Origin of the sequence: Streptomyces sp. NPDC052052, from assembly GCF_040680455.1 — a bacterium.
Classification (GTDB): domain Bacteria; phylum Actinomycetota; class Actinomycetes; order Streptomycetales; family Streptomycetaceae; genus Streptomyces.
The window spans coordinates 51,040-63,656 of the sequence record NZ_JBFAWU010000018.1; the positions used below are offsets into that span (position 1 = coordinate 51,040).

At 71.7% G+C, this 12,617-nt stretch carries 12 protein-coding genes; 6 read left to right on the forward strand and 6 right to left on the reverse strand.

The window, feature by feature from the left end:
- Window positions 1–65 precede the first annotated feature (65 nt).
- A complete protein-coding gene (locus tag AB0L71_RS21895; RefSeq protein ID WP_365245441.1) occupies window positions 66–596 on the reverse strand; it encodes a gamma carbonic anhydrase family protein in 531 nt (176 codons plus the stop codon).
- A gap of 181 nt (window positions 597–777) precedes the next feature.
- Here AB0L71_RS21895 and AB0L71_RS21900 point away from each other — a divergent pair, with 181 nt between their 5' ends.
- The gene (locus tag AB0L71_RS21900) at window positions 778–1,533 is read left to right on the forward strand and encodes an acyltransferase (RefSeq protein ID WP_365245444.1); all 756 of its coding nucleotides are present in this window, start codon (window positions 778–780) and stop codon (window positions 1,531–1,533) included.
- Between the two features lie 19 nt (window positions 1,534–1,552).
- Here AB0L71_RS21900 and AB0L71_RS21905 read toward each other — a convergent pair whose 3' ends face one another.
- Window positions 1,553–2,419, reverse strand: coding sequence for a DMT family transporter (locus AB0L71_RS21905; RefSeq protein ID WP_365245447.1), 867 nt, complete (start codon window positions 2,417–2,419; stop codon window positions 1,553–1,555).
- 93 nt (window positions 2,420–2,512) lie between these two features.
- Between AB0L71_RS21905 and AB0L71_RS21910 the strand changes: the two genes are divergently transcribed.
- Window positions 2,513–3,085, forward strand: coding sequence for an XRE family transcriptional regulator (locus tag AB0L71_RS21910; protein WP_365245450.1), 573 nt, complete (start codon window positions 2,513–2,515; stop codon window positions 3,083–3,085).
- A gap of 106 nt (window positions 3,086–3,191) precedes the next feature.
- Here the strand turns inward: AB0L71_RS21910 and AB0L71_RS21915 are convergent, their stop codons facing one another.
- Complete coding sequence (locus tag AB0L71_RS21915) at window positions 3,192–4,013, reverse strand: AAC(3) family N-acetyltransferase (protein WP_365245721.1); 822 nt, start codon at window positions 4,011–4,013, stop codon at window positions 3,192–3,194.
- A gap of 83 nt (window positions 4,014–4,096) precedes the next feature.
- Window positions 4,097–4,507 (reverse strand): CoA-binding protein, encoded by a 411-nt coding sequence (locus AB0L71_RS21920; protein WP_365245453.1) that lies wholly within the window; start codon window positions 4,505–4,507, stop codon window positions 4,097–4,099.
- A gap of 58 nt (window positions 4,508–4,565) precedes the next feature.
- On the opposite strand from AB0L71_RS21920, the gene AB0L71_RS21925 reads away from it, so the two are divergent.
- The 3 genes from AB0L71_RS21925 (at window position 4,566) to AB0L71_RS21935 (ending at window position 9,782) form a co-directional block, all read left to right on the forward strand.
- Window positions 4,566–5,192 (forward strand): YigZ family protein, encoded by a 627-nt coding sequence (locus tag AB0L71_RS21925; protein ID WP_365245456.1) that lies wholly within the window; start codon window positions 4,566–4,568, stop codon window positions 5,190–5,192.
- 250 nt (window positions 5,193–5,442) lie between these two features.
- Complete coding sequence (locus AB0L71_RS21930; RefSeq protein WP_365245459.1) at window positions 5,443–6,609, forward strand: exonuclease SbcCD subunit D; 1,167 nt, start codon at window positions 5,443–5,445, stop codon at window positions 6,607–6,609.
- Window positions 6,606–9,782: an SMC family ATPase gene (locus AB0L71_RS21935; protein ID WP_365245462.1), complete on the forward strand. Its 3,177-nt coding sequence runs from the start codon at window positions 6,606–6,608 to the stop codon at window positions 9,780–9,782. The genes AB0L71_RS21930 and AB0L71_RS21935 overlap by 4 nt, the downstream gene beginning before the upstream one ends.
- Here the strand turns inward: AB0L71_RS21935 and AB0L71_RS21940 are convergent.
- Window positions 9,772–10,218 (reverse strand): Lrp/AsnC family transcriptional regulator, encoded by a 447-nt coding sequence (locus tag AB0L71_RS21940; protein WP_365245465.1) that lies wholly within the window; start codon window positions 10,216–10,218, stop codon window positions 9,772–9,774. The genes AB0L71_RS21935 and AB0L71_RS21940 overlap by 11 nt on opposite strands.
- A 93-nt stretch (window positions 10,219–10,311) precedes the next feature.
- Between AB0L71_RS21940 and AB0L71_RS21945 the strand changes: the two genes are divergently transcribed.
- Complete coding sequence (locus tag AB0L71_RS21945; RefSeq protein WP_365245468.1) at window positions 10,312–10,794, forward strand: rhodanese-like domain-containing protein; 483 nt, start codon at window positions 10,312–10,314, stop codon at window positions 10,792–10,794.
- A gap of 93 nt (window positions 10,795–10,887) precedes the next feature.
- Here AB0L71_RS21945 and AB0L71_RS21950 read toward each other — a convergent pair whose 3' ends face one another.
- Window positions 10,888–12,573 carry a DUF885 domain-containing protein gene (locus tag AB0L71_RS21950; RefSeq protein ID WP_365245471.1) on the reverse strand — a complete coding sequence of 562 codons (1,686 nt, stop codon included), beginning with the start codon at window positions 12,571–12,573 and terminating at the stop codon, window positions 10,888–10,890.
- Between the last annotated feature and the right edge of the window lie 44 nt (window positions 12,574–12,617).

Sequence of the window (12,617 nt, forward strand, 5' to 3'; positions counted from 1 at the left end):
GCGGTGCGGGTAGGGGAACTGTCCTGCACCGCCCGCCGGTCGCTTCGGTTCCGAGGCGGTCCGCGTCAGCTCTCGTGCGCCTGGCGGTGAGCCTTGGCGAGCTCCACATAGCCCACCGCGTTGGACGTGATGCCTTCCAGCTCCTTCTCGGTCAGCGGGCGCCTGACCTTGGCGGGAACGCCGGCGACGAGTGAGCCCGCAGGCACCTGCATTCCCTGCGGGACCAGCGCCTGAGCCGCGATCAGCGAACCGGCGCCGATCAGGGCGCCGTTGAGGACGGTGGCCCCCATGCCGACCAGTACGTCGTCCTCGACGGTGCAGCCGTGGAGTACGGCGTTGTGCCCGACCGAGACCCGCTCGCCGACCGTGACGGGGAATCCGGGGTCGGCGTGAACCGTGCAGTTGTCCTGGATGTTGCTGTCGGCTCCGATGGTGACGGCAGCGCAGTCGGCGCGCAGCACGGCGTGGTACCAGACGCTGGAACCTGCGGCCATCGTGACCTCGCCGACCACGACCGACGTGGGTGCGGTGAAGGCATCCGCGTCGATGTCCGGCTCCCTGCCGCCGACTTGGGTGATCAACGCCTTTTCTGCCATCGCCCATTCCTCCGTACCAGGTGTCGCGCCTTCGCGGTCACCCGATCGCGGCAGTGCGCTCGCCGCTGTCCGATCGGGTCGGAGGAACGGTATGCGACGGGCGGACAGGCGTGGCCGAGTGGGGTGAACATCACAGGTTTTCGCGGGCGTCGGGCCGGACACCGCCGACTACCGTGAGCGGGTGCCCACGAACAAGAACGCGTTCTCCTCCCTTGCCGCATGGCGGCGGCGCGCCCTGTCGCGGGCCGTCCACCGGGGCTGGCGCTGGGTGCAGGAGTCGGGCGCGGTCACGGCGGAGCATCCCGGTCGGCTGCGGTTCGCCCGGATCGGTCCCGGTACCCGGCTGGCCTTCCCCCAGGGAACCGTCTTCGGGGAGCCGTGGATCGAACTGGGCGCGCACTGCGTGATAGGCGAGCAGGTGACGCTGACAGCCGGGCTCATGCCGGATCTGGACCTGGGACCCGAGCCGATCCTGACCCTGGGGGACGGAGTGGTGCTCGGCCGCGGCAGTCACGTCGTCGCCGACACCAGGGTCGCCATCGGCTCGGACACGTACTGCGGACCGTACGTCTACATCACGTCCACGAACCACAGTTACGACGATCCGGACGAGCCGGTCGGCAGACAGTGGCCCCGTATGGAACCGGTCTCCATCGGTCCGGGCTGCTGGATAGGCACCGGAGCGGTGATCCTGCCCGGAGCCGTTCTCGGGCGCAATGTGGTGGTCGCGGCGGGCGCGGTGGTGCGGGGCGAGGTGCCCGACCACGCAGTGGTGGCCGGTGCTCCGGCCCGCATCGTGCGCCACTGGGATCCGGAGAAGGGCTGGCAGCCGCCGCTGCGTACCCCCGCTCCCGTTCCGATTCCGTCGGGTGTCACGCCGGAGCAGCTCCTGGCCCTGGCGGAACCGGGCGAGGCCCAGGGCCCGTCCGGCGACTGAGCGCGGTGGACGAGCTGCCTCAGCCGCTTGCCAGCAGCACCGTGCCCACCAGGGCGAGACCCGCACCGGCCGCCTGCACCCCGCGCAGCCGTTCCTTGAGAACGCCGCGTGCGGCCAGGGCCGTGACCACCGGATAGAGCGAGGCGAGCACCGCAGCCACGGTCACGGGGCCGTGCTGTGCGGCGATCGCGTACGTGCCGTTGGCCGCGACGTCGGCGAGCCCGACGCACAGCAGGGCCGGCAGTGCGGCCCGCACCACGGCGGACCCGCCCTCCTCCGGCAGTGCGCGTGCGCCACGCCGTACCGATGCGTACAGAGCGCCGCCGCCCACCGCGATGTTCGTCAGCCGTTGGACGAACAGTGCGAGGAACAGCCCGGTCACCGTCGTGGACGCCTCCGCGATCAGGGACATCACCGACCCGAAGCCGATCGCGGCCACCAGGGTCAGCAGTACCGCCCGGCGCTGCACCGGTGCCCCACGCAGCTGCGGACCACCGGCCAGCACGATGCCTGCCACGGCGACGACGATCCCCGCGACCTGCGGCATCCCGGGGCGTTCCCCTACGACGATCCCGATGCTCACCGGCACGGCGACACCCAGCGACCCGAGCGGCGACACGACGCCCATCGGGCCGAGCGCCAGAGCCTTGTAGAAGCACAGCATCGCGATCGGCCCGACGGCTCCCGCCGCGATGGCGAACCAGAGCTGGGAGCCCGCCTGGTTCCAGCCGCCGGTGGCGATCACGAGGGCGCCCAGCACCGCGGCGGCGGCCGTCTGCGAGACGACGACCACGGTGAGTGCGGGCGTACGCCGGGTGAGCAGCCCGCCGCCGAAGTCGGCCAGCCCCCAGAGCAGGCTGGTGGCCAGCGCGAACAGCGCTGTCATGTGGGGCCTCGCAGTACAGTGCGATGGACGGTTGGGTGCACCACACCGTAGTGCAGTATTTTCGACTTTGTCATCCATGATATTGGACGGAATGTGTCTGACCTCGATCAGCTCACCCAGTCGCTCGCGCGTAATCTCAAGCGCTGGCGAGGTGAGCGCGGCTTCACTCTGGACGCACTCGCAGCCCGTGCCGGGGTCAGCCGAGGCATGATCATCCAGATCGAGCAGGCCCGCACCAACCCGAGCGTCGGCACCACGGTCAAGCTTGCCGACGCCCTGGGAGTCAGCATCACCACGCTGCTCGACTACGAGCAGAGCTCGCCGGTCCGGCTGGTGCCCGAGAGCCAGGCGGTGCGCATGTGGTCCACGGAGGCGGGCGGTTCCGCCACGATGCTCGTCGGTGCGGAGGCCGGGGGGCCGCTCGAACTCTGGTCCTGGCGTCTGATGCCGGGTGACAGCAGAAGCTCCGACCCGCACCCCGAGGGTGCGATCGAACTGATTCATGTGACCGCGGGCGAGCTCACCCTCGTTGTCGACGGAACCGCGTACTCCGTGTCTGCGGGAGGATCCGCGACGTTCGAGGCGCATCACCCGCACTCCTACCGCAACGACGGCTCCGAACCGGCCGAGGCCACCATGGTTGTCTCCATTCCGTCCGTGCGGTGAGACGGCCGGCCGTCGCGGGGCGCTGTCGGTGCTGCGCGCATCGCGCAACGAGCCGCGGCAGCCGCGTCGTCAGGAGGGTGGAGCATCGGGACAGCCGGTCAGACCCTCAGGCCCGCTCCTTGCGCAGCGAGGGAAGCCGACGGGCCGCGAAGTCCACCGCGTCGGTGAAGGCGAAGAGCCGGGCGGTCGCCGAGCCCACCGGGCCGGAGCGGACCGCCGCGCCGTCGTCCGCGCGCGCGAACTCCGCGCCGAGCACGGCGAAGTCGCTGTCGTCCAGGGCCACGTCCTCGTACTCCCACCAGTGGCGTCGGCCCCTGGTGGTCACCACGCACCGGTAGGTGCGGCGTGGTGGTGCGGGGACGCGGTACTCACCGAGGTGGAACGCGGTGCAGGAGTCGAAGCCGGTTCCCAGCAGCAGCACGTGGGCTCGGACCTTGTAGAGAAGAGCGAGCGGCGAGTCCTCGCCGAGATGACAGGAGGCGTGGTGGTGGGCGACCAGCTCATCGGCCAGGGGACCGAGCGCGGCGAACGAGGTCTGCGGGTGGTTGCTCCGTGCCGCTCCCGGGGCCAGTCGTACGGCCTCCGCGAGCCGCCCCATCGACGGGGCGGCCGTGGTGGCGGGGTCGAACGGCGGCATGCTCGCCCGGACCGCCTCCCGGTCGTGGTCGGAGAGGTCGCGGACCCGGTCGCGGTACTGGGGGGAGGTGTCGGAGTTCTCCGGCGTGAAGGCCGGGACGACCAGCGTGCCGTGCCCGCCGAGGGCATCGCGCAACGCGGCGACCACCGTCCCGGCCCCGCCGCTCACCGGTCCCACCGCGCGCATCGACGCATGCACCAGGAGGACGCCGTTGCGCTCCACGCCCAGCTCGGACAGGTGCCCGGCCAGCTCTGTCCGGCTGTGACAGACGGATGGCGCAGTCGTAGGGATCACGGCCGGTCATTCTTCCAGCCGCACGCGGTGTGTGGAACGGGGCGCGGGGCGCACAGGGGCGGGAGACAGGTGTGCGGTGGCTAGGGGCGCAGAGCCGGAATCTCGATCGCCGGGCAGCGGTCCATGATCATGTCGAGACCGGCCGCCCGTGTGCGGTCGTACGCCCCGGGGTCCACCACGCCGAGCTGGAACCAGACCGCCTTCGCGCCCACCGCCACCGCGTCGTCGGCCACCGCGCCCGCCACCTCACTGTTGACGAAGACGTCCACCACGTCGACCGGGAAGGGGATGTCGGACAGTGAGGCGTACCCGTCCTCACCATGGACCCGTTCCGCCTTCGGGTGCACCGGGACCACGCGCTTGCCGAAGCGCTGGAGCACCTCGGCGACGCGGTAGGCCGCGCGCGACCGATTGCCGGACAGGCCCACCACCGCCCAGGTCTCCCCGGTGTCCAGGAGAATCCTGCGGATCGTCTCTTCGTCTGCGTACATGACAGGGGCAACCCGCAGGTCCTCCCAGGCATTCCCGGCCGGGGCATAGGGTGGGCGAATGCAGGAGCAGTACCGCACAGTCGCCCGAGCGGGCGTGCACGAGACCGAGATCAACCGGTCGCGCTTCATCTGCGCGATCGCGCCCGCCGCCACCGAGCAGGAGGCGCAGGACTTCCTCGCACGCGTCCGCAGGGAACATCCGACCGCCACCCACAACTGCTTCGCCTATGTGATCGGCGCCGATGCCTCCGTACAGAAGGCCGGCGACGACGGCGAGCCCGGCGGCACCGCGGGCGTCCCCATGCTGCAGATGCTGACGCGTCGGGAGATGCGGTACGTCGTCGCCGTCGTCACCCGTTACTACGGGGGTGTCAAGCTCGGTGCCGGCGGACTGATCAGGGCGTACGGGGGAGTGGTCGGGGAGACCCTGGACGAGCTCGGCACCCTCACCCGGCAACGGTTCCGTCTCGCCACGATCACCGTCGGCCATCAGCGCGCGGGGAAGCTGGAGAACGACCTCCGGGCCACGGGGCGTGATGTTCGTGACGTCCGGTATGCGGAGGCTGTTGTCATCGAGATCGGGCTGCCCGACGCCGACGTCGAGTCGTTCCGCGGCTGGCTGGCCGACGTGACGGCGGGCGAGGCCCGGCTGGAGCTGGGCGGCGAGGCGTACGGGGACGCCTGAACGGTTACAGGTGGCGGGCCGGCAGGCGGAGCGGAGCTTCGCCGGAACACGGACCGGCCTGCCGGCCGACGGGCCCGGCGGGGGCGGACGGTGATGGGAGACTGTGGGCGGTGAGGAAACAGGGGCTCACCGGTGCGCTCGTGGCCGGTGCGGACGGCGCGGCGTTCTGTCGGCCCGGTGTGATCGCGGTGCGCGGGGGTTCCGTGCCCCGGGGGCGGAGGAAGAGAACCATGCAGGTCGGAGCCGGCTCTTGAGAATGCTGCACACATCGGACTGGCACCTGGGCCGGTCCTTCCACCGCGTCTCCCTGCTCGAGGCCCAGGCCGCGTACCTCGACCACCTGCTGGCGACGGTGCGTGACCACGAGGTGGACGTGGTCCTCGTCGCAGGTGACGTGTACGACAGGGCTGTTCCGCCGCTGTCCGCGGTCGAGCTCTTCGACGACGCACTGCACCGGCTGGCCGCGGCGGGGGTGCCCACCGTGATGATCTCCGGGAACCATGACTCGGCACGCAGGCTCGGGGTCGGTGCAGGTCTGATCGAGCGGGCCGGAATCCATCTGCGTACCGACCCCGCCCACAGCGCCACCCCGGTCGTGCTGCAGGACGCCCACGGCGACGTGGCGTTCTACGGGCTGCCCTACCTGGAGCCGGCCCTGGTGAAGGACATCTTCCAGGCGCAGCGCGCCGGGCACGGAGCGGTGCTGGGGGCCGCCATGGACCGGGTGCGTGCCGACCTCGCGAGCCGCCCCGGGACCACCAGGTCCGTGGTGCTCGCCCACGCATTCGTCGCGGGTGGCGAGCCCAGCGACAGCGAGCGCGACATCAGCGTCGGCGGGGTGTCGGCCGTGCCCGCCGGGGTCTTCGACGGTGTCGACTACGTGGCGCTCGGACATCTGCACGGCTGTCAGACCGTCACCGACCGGGTCCGTTACTCGGGCTCCCCGCTGGCGTACTCCTTCTCCGAGGCCGCGCACCGCAAGACGATGTGGCTCATCGACCTCGACGCCTCGGGATCGGTCACCGCCGAGCGGGTCGACTGCCCGGTGCCCCGACCGCTGGCGCGGCTCCGGGGCCGCCTCGACAGCCTCCTCGACGACCCCGCGCTGGAGCAGCACCGGGAATCCTGGGTGGAGGCCACCCTCACCGACCCGGTGCGTCCGGCCGAGCCCATGGCCCGTCTCGTCGAGCGGTTCCCGCACACGGTCAGTCTCGTCTTCGAACCCGACCCGGTTCCCGGTGACCGGTCCATGTCGTACGCACAGCGCCTCCAGGGACGCGACGACCAGCAGATCGCGGAGGACTTCGTGGCACATGTGCGGGGCGGGTCCGCAGTCGACGAGCAGGAGCGATCGGTGCTGCGCGGCGCCTTCGACCATGTGCGGGTGGACGACGGAGTCCGTGAGGTGAACCGTTGAGACTCCACCGGCTCGGCCTGACCGCCTTCGGGCCGTTCGGCGCCACCCAGGACATCGACTTCGACGCGCTGTCGTCGGCAGGTCTCTTCCTGCTGCACGGGCCGACCGGCGCAGGGAAGACCTCGGTCCTCGACGCCGTCTGTTATGCCCTGTACGGCTCGGTGCCCGGTGCTCGCCAGAATCCGGGTACGTCGCTGCGGAGCGACCACGCGTCGGCGGACCTCCCCACCGAGGTCACGCTGGAACTGACCGTCGGCGGGCGGCGCCTCGAAGTCACCCGGCGTCCCGCTCAGCCCCGCCCCAAGAAGAAGGGTGACGGCTTCACGACGGAGAAGGCCCAGAGCCTGCTGCGGGAGTACGACCCCGAAACCGGCTGGCAGCCGCTCAGCCGCTCGCACCAGGAGATCGGTGAGGAGCTCACCCAGCTCATCGGGATGAGCCGGGACCAGTTCTGCCAGGTGGTGCTCCTGCCGCAGGGGGACTTCGCCCGTTTCCTGCGCGCCGATGCCGAGGCACGAGGCAAACTGCTCGGTCGGCTCTTCGACACCCGCAGGTTCGCCGCCGTCGAGGAGCGCCTGGCCGAGCTGCGCCGTACGGCCGAGACCCGGGTGAGGGCCGGGGACGAACGCGTTCTCGCCCTCGCGCAGCGGATCGCCCAGGCCGCCGGGCCGGCCTCCGGCGAGGCGTCGCTCCCCGCACTCCAGCCCGGTGAACCGGGACTCGCCGACGGTGTGCTGGCGTGGGCCGCGACGGCCCGCAGCAGCGCCCGGGAACGGCTCGACATCGCCGGGTCCGTACTGGCGATGGCCGAGAACCGGCAGTCGGCCGCACGCCTGGCCCTCGACAGCGAGCGCGAACGTGCCGGGCTCCAGCAGCGTCACGAGGAGACACAGCGTCGCGCCGCGGCGATCGAAGCCGACCGTCCCGACCACGACCGGCGCCGTGAACGCCTCGCGAGGGCCCGGAAGGCGGACCTCGTAGCCCCCTCGCTGGAACTGCGCGACGATGCCGAGCGCGCGTACCACGCGGCTCGCGAGACCCGCGACCGCGCCTGCGCGCTGCTGCCCGACACCCTGGCCGACGCCGGTGCCGAACACCTCGCGGATCTGGAACGAAGTCTCCGGCAGGAGCTCGGCGGGCTCGAGGCGGCGAAGCGCGCCGAGCGGCGCAGCGCCGAGATCGACGCCGAACGGGCCGGACTGGAGCGTCAGGCGCATGCCGACGACGAACTCATCCAGGAGGCCGAGAGCTGGCTGACCGGCTGGGAATCGACCCGCCATGACCTGCTGTCCCGCATCGAACAGGCCCAGGAGTCCGCTACCCGCGCCGAACAGCTCGCCGGCCGGCTGGCGCCGGCTCGCGCCCGGCTGGAAGCGGCCCGTCGCCGAGACGCACTGGCCGACCGGGTATCGACCGCCACCGAGCGACTGGCCGAGGCCCGTGAGCTGGCCTCCGACGCCCACGAGTCGTGGCTGGGGCTTCGCGAACGACGACTGCGCGACATCGCCGCGGAACTGGCGGCGGAGCTGGTGGACGGCGAGGCGTGCAAGGTGTGCGGCTCGGCCGACCACCCCAGGCCCGCACACGCGGCCGACGGGTACGTCGACCGTGCCACCGAGGAGAGGGCGCTCGACGCGTACCGGCAGGCCGAGGAGGCGCGCACCGTGGCGGACCGGGAGCTCGGGGTCGTGCGCGCGGAGCACGGGGCGGCACGTGCCGCCGCGCAGTTGGCCGTACCGCAGCCGAGGGACGGCGCCGACGCCGCCCGCCCGGCCGTGTCGGCGCCGAGGACCGGGGCCGTGGCCGCCGACCCGAAGGGCACCGATCCGGCCGGCTCCGGGCACGGCGCCCGCCACGCGCCGGAGGCCGGGACCGTCGCCGATCCCACCGTTGTCGATCCCACCGTCGCCGAACTCGGCGCACTCGTCGACCGGTTGACCCGCATGCATGCCGAGGAGCATCTGACCGCGGCGGGTATGCACGCGGCACGGGAGGCCCTCGCTGCCGCCGATCGGGAACAGACGGAGCGCCTGGAGAGCAGGCAGCTGGCCGAGCGCCGGGCCGCGGCCCGAGGTTCGCTGAGGGAGGGCCTGGACCGGGAACAGACCGCGCTGGAAGCGGAGCTGGCGGTCGCCCGCGGCGACACCGGCAGTGTTGCCGAGCGGGCCGCGCTGCTGGAGCGCCGGGCCGGGCTGCTCGCCGCTGCCGCCGAGGCGGTACGGGGGGAGGAGGCCGCGGCTCAGCGCCGCAAGGAGGCCGACGGCCGGCTCTCGGACGCCGCGTTCCGGGCAGGGTTCGACACCCCGCAGGACGCGGCCGCGTCGCTTCTCACCGGCGCCGAACAGCGCGAGCTCCAGCGTCTCGTCGACGCCTGGCAGGCGGAGGCGGCCGCCGTCGCCGACCGGCTCGCCGAAACCGCGACCCGGGCAGCGGCCGAAGGCCCGCGGGCCGCGGTGGATGCCGCCCGGGCCGTGCACGACACGGCCGAGAGGCAGGTGCGGGAGGCCTCCGCCGGCCTGTCCGCCGCGCGGGAGCGCTGCGCCGAACTGGACCGGCTGTCCCGCGGCGCCACGCAGGAGGTGCACCTGCTGGGCCCGCTGCGCGAGGAGTACGACCGGGTGGCGCGGCTGGCAGGGCTGACCGCGGGCACCTCCGCGGACAACGAGCGCAAGATGCGCCTGGAGTCGTACGTCCTCGCCGCCCGGCTCGAACAGGTCGCAGCCGCCGCCACCGCACGGTTGCAGCGCATGTCGTCCGGCCGCTACACCCTGGTCCACTCCGATGCCCGCACCGGAGGCCGCAGATCGGGCCTCGGTCTGCACGTCGTCGACGCATGGACCGGCCGGGAACGCGACACGGCGACACTCTCCGGCGGCGAGACGTTCTTCGCCTCGCTCGCCCTGGCACTCGGGCTGGCCGATGTCGTCACCGACGAGGCCGGCGGCGTACGGCTGGACACCCTCTTCATCGACGAGGGGTTCGGCAGCCTGGACGACCAGACGCTCGACGAGGTGCTCGACGTACTGGACTCGCTGCGCGAGCGGGACCGCAGCGTCGGCATCGTCAGCCATGTCGCCGATCTGCGCCGGCGCATCCCCGCACAACTCGAAGTGATCAAGGAGCGGCACGGATCGGTGGTACGGCACCGGAGCGTCGGCGAGGTCAGCGGCTGATGGCGCGCCGGGGGAGCGGCGAGGAGTAGACGACGCTCGTGGTCACGGAGCCGAGGGCGCCGATCCGCCCCGCGATCTCCTCCAGATGACTCATGGAGCGGGCCGTGACCTTCAGCACGAAACAGTCGTCGCCGGTGACATGGTGGGCCTCCACGACCTCGGGGGTCGTATCGAGCAGATCGTGGAACGGCTTGTAATGGCCGTTCGGATAGCGCAGCCGAATGAGGGCGAGAATCGGCAGTCCGAGCCGCTCCGGGTCGACCACCGCGGTGTATCCGCTGATCACTCCGGCCTCCTCCAGCCTGCGCACCCGCTCGGTCACGGCGCTGGGGGACATCGCCACCGCCCGCGCCAACTCGGCGAACGTCGCGCGCCCATCGCTCTGCAGGACATCGAGGATCCGCCAGTCCGTGGCGTCCGGGGAATAGTCGGTCATGACGCGAGACAACAGCGGATTCCCCGGCAGGTCAAGAATGGTGCCGGGGATCTCGCCTTCCCGGCCAGGGGATGCCGGTCGTAGCTTTCTGGCATGACATCGCAGCCCATCACGACCGGCCCCGTCCTCCGCGTCCCGCCGGCCTCCCCGGCCGCGGCAGCCGCCTACTTCGGCGCGTCGCTCGCCTTCCACACCGACGTCTCCGATGTCGCCGCAGCGCTCGCGGCCGAGGGCGACCCCGGCTTCGTGCTCCTCGACTCGCGCTCCACCGCATCCTGGGACCAGGGCCATGTCCCCGGCGCGGTCCACCTGCCGACCGCCCTCATCCGCGAGCAGGCGGCGAACCTCCTCGACCCGGCCGTCCCCGTGGTCACCTACTGCTGGGGCCCCGGTTGCAACGGCGCGGCGCGCGCCGCTCTGGCCCTCGCGGAACTCGGCTTCCGGGTCAAGGAGATGCTCGGCGGATTCGAGTACTGGGCGCGTGAGGGCTTCGAGTTCGAGACCCGGGAAGGGCGTGAGCGGCCCGGTGCCGACCCGCTCACCGCGCCGGTCGCCGACGGAGCGTGCGGTTGCTGACCTGAGCGGCCGGACGAACGCCTCCTCCTCCTGCCGCTGACGTGTTCCGCGCAGGTCCGCAAGCAGGAGGAGGGAGGGGCGGTGAGAAGGAGCTCAGAGCTTGGACAGCTCTTCCACCAGGTCGTCGAGTCCGAGGGGTCCCTGCGACAGGGCGGCCATGTGCCAGGCCTTGGCGTCGAACGCGTCGCCGTGTGCCTTGCGGGCGTTCTCCCGGCCGAGCAGCCAGGCGCGTTCGCCCAGCTTGTAGCCGATGGCCTGGCCGGGCATCGAGAGGTAGCGGGTGAGTTCGCTCTCCACGAAGTCGGCCGGACGGCCGCTGTGGTTGCCGAAGAACTCCTGGGCCAGCTCAGGCGTCCACCGCTCACCGGGGTGGAACGGGGAGTCCGCCGGAATCTCCATCTCCGCGTGCATGCCGATGTCCACGATCACCCGGCATGCCCGCATCATCTGAGCGTCCAGATAGCCGAGACGGCGCTCGGCATCGGTCAGGAAACCCAGCTCGTCCATGAGCCGCTCCGCGTAAAGCGCCCAGCCCTCGGCGTTGGCGCTGACGATGCCGATCGACGCCTGGTAGCGGGAGAGGCTGTCGGCGACATGGGTCCACTGCGCGAGTTGCAGGTGATGGCCCGGGACTCCCTCGTGGTACCAGGTGGAGACCAGGTCGTACACCGGGAAGCGGGTCTCGCCCATGGTGGGCAGCCAGGTGCGGCCGGGACGTGAGAAGTCCTCGGACGGGCCCGTGTAGTAGGGAGCCGCGGCGCCGCCGGGCGGGGCGATCCGGGACTCCACCTTCCGTACACGCTCGGCGAGTTCGAAATGCGTACCGTCGAGTGCGTCGATCGCCTCGTCCATCAGGCCCTGCAGCCACGCCTGGACCTCGTCGACCCCCTCGATGTGCGTGCCGTGCACATCGAGATGGGCCAGGGCCTCCCACGGACCGGAACCCGGCAGCACCTTCTCCGCCTCGGTCCTCATCTCGGCGAGCAGCCGGTGGTACTCGGCCCAGCCGTACGCGTATGCCTCGTCGAGATCCAGGTCGGTGCCGTTGAAGTAGCGCGACCAGCGCGCGTACCGCTCACGGCCGACCGTGTCCGGCGCGTTCTCGACCGCGGGGGCGTACACCTCGCGCATCCAGTCGCGCAGCGCGGTGACCGTCTCCGTGGCACGGCGGGCGCTCTCGTCCAGTTCGGTCCGCAGGGACTCCGGGCCGGCGGCCGCGAAGTCCTGGAAGAATCCCGTCCCGCCGTCACCGGCCCATTCGGTGAGCTGGTCGATGAAGGTGGCGGTGGCGCGCGGGCCGCCGTACAGCTTCCGGTCCAGGCCGAGCGCGAGTGACTCGCGGTACCCCTCCAGCGCCGCCGGTACCGCACCGAGCCTGTCCACGACGGCCGCCCAGTCGGCGTCGGTCTCGGTCGGCGTCACCGTGAACACCTCACGGATGCTGTGTGCCGGGGAGGCGAGGTTGGAGACCGTGCGCAGGCCCTCGTCGGCCTCATGGACGGCGAGTTCCGCTGTGAGCCGCTCGCGCAGCAGCCGGCCGCAGCGGCGCTCGGCATCGCTGTCCGCGCCGGGCAGTTGCTCGGCAGCATCGAGCTTCGCCAGGGTGGTGCGGGCAAGTTCGGCCAGGGCTTCCTGCCCGGCGGGGGAGAAATCCGGAAGGCGGCGCGAGCTCTCCGCGACACCGAGGTAGGTGCCCGCGATCGGGTCGAGTGCGATGAACGCGTCGACGTAGGCGTCGGCGACCTGACGGGGCAGCATGCTGCTGAGATTGTCTGACATGCGGACATACTCGTACGGCGGGGACCTCCGCGTCATCTTTCTCT